The organism is Vibrio sp. 1562 (genome assembly GCF_033340155.1).
GTDB lineage: Bacteria > Pseudomonadota > Gammaproteobacteria > Enterobacterales > Vibrionaceae > Vibrio > Vibrio alginolyticus.
Genome location: NZ_JAWOVY010000722.1, coordinates 1 through 532, shown reverse-complemented (window position 1 = coordinate 532; position 532 = coordinate 1). Strand labels below are relative to the sequence as shown.

The 532-nt window shown below is 43.0% G+C and carries 1 protein-coding gene; it reads left to right on the top strand.

The window, feature by feature from the left end; translation table 11 throughout:
• The coding region (era, locus tag R7Z49_RS27300; RefSeq protein WP_318112800.1) for a GTPase Era at window positions 1–532 on the top strand (532 nt) is incomplete at both ends.

The following is a 532-nucleotide window of genomic DNA, read 5'->3' as shown; positions in this document are numbered from 1 at the left end:
TTCAGAAATCGAACTTCCCTGTTGTACTTTGTGTTAACAAAGTCGATAACGTGCAAGATCGTAATGAAGTGATGCTACACATGGCTGAAATGTCTAAAAAAATGGACTTTGTCGATGTAGTGCCAATCTCTGCGAAGCAAGGTAAGAACATTGATGTATTGCGCAAGCACGTACGTAATCACCTGCCGAAAGCGACGCATCACTTCCCTGAAGAATACGTAACGGATCGCTCTCAGCGTTTCATGGCTTCAGAAATCGTACGTGAAAAGCTAATGCGCTTTACTGGTGATGAACTGCCATATTCTGTAACGGTTGAGATTGAGCGTTTTGATTACAACCCAGAAACGGACGGTTTCCATATCAATGCTTTGATTCTTGTTGAACGTAATGGTCAGAAGAAAATGGTGATTGGTAAAGGCGGCGAGAAGATCAAAACCATTGGTCGTGAAGCACGTCTAGATATGGAAGAGTTGTTCGGCCGTAAAGTTTATCTAGAGACTTGGGTGAAAGTGAAGTCTGGTTGGGCAGATGA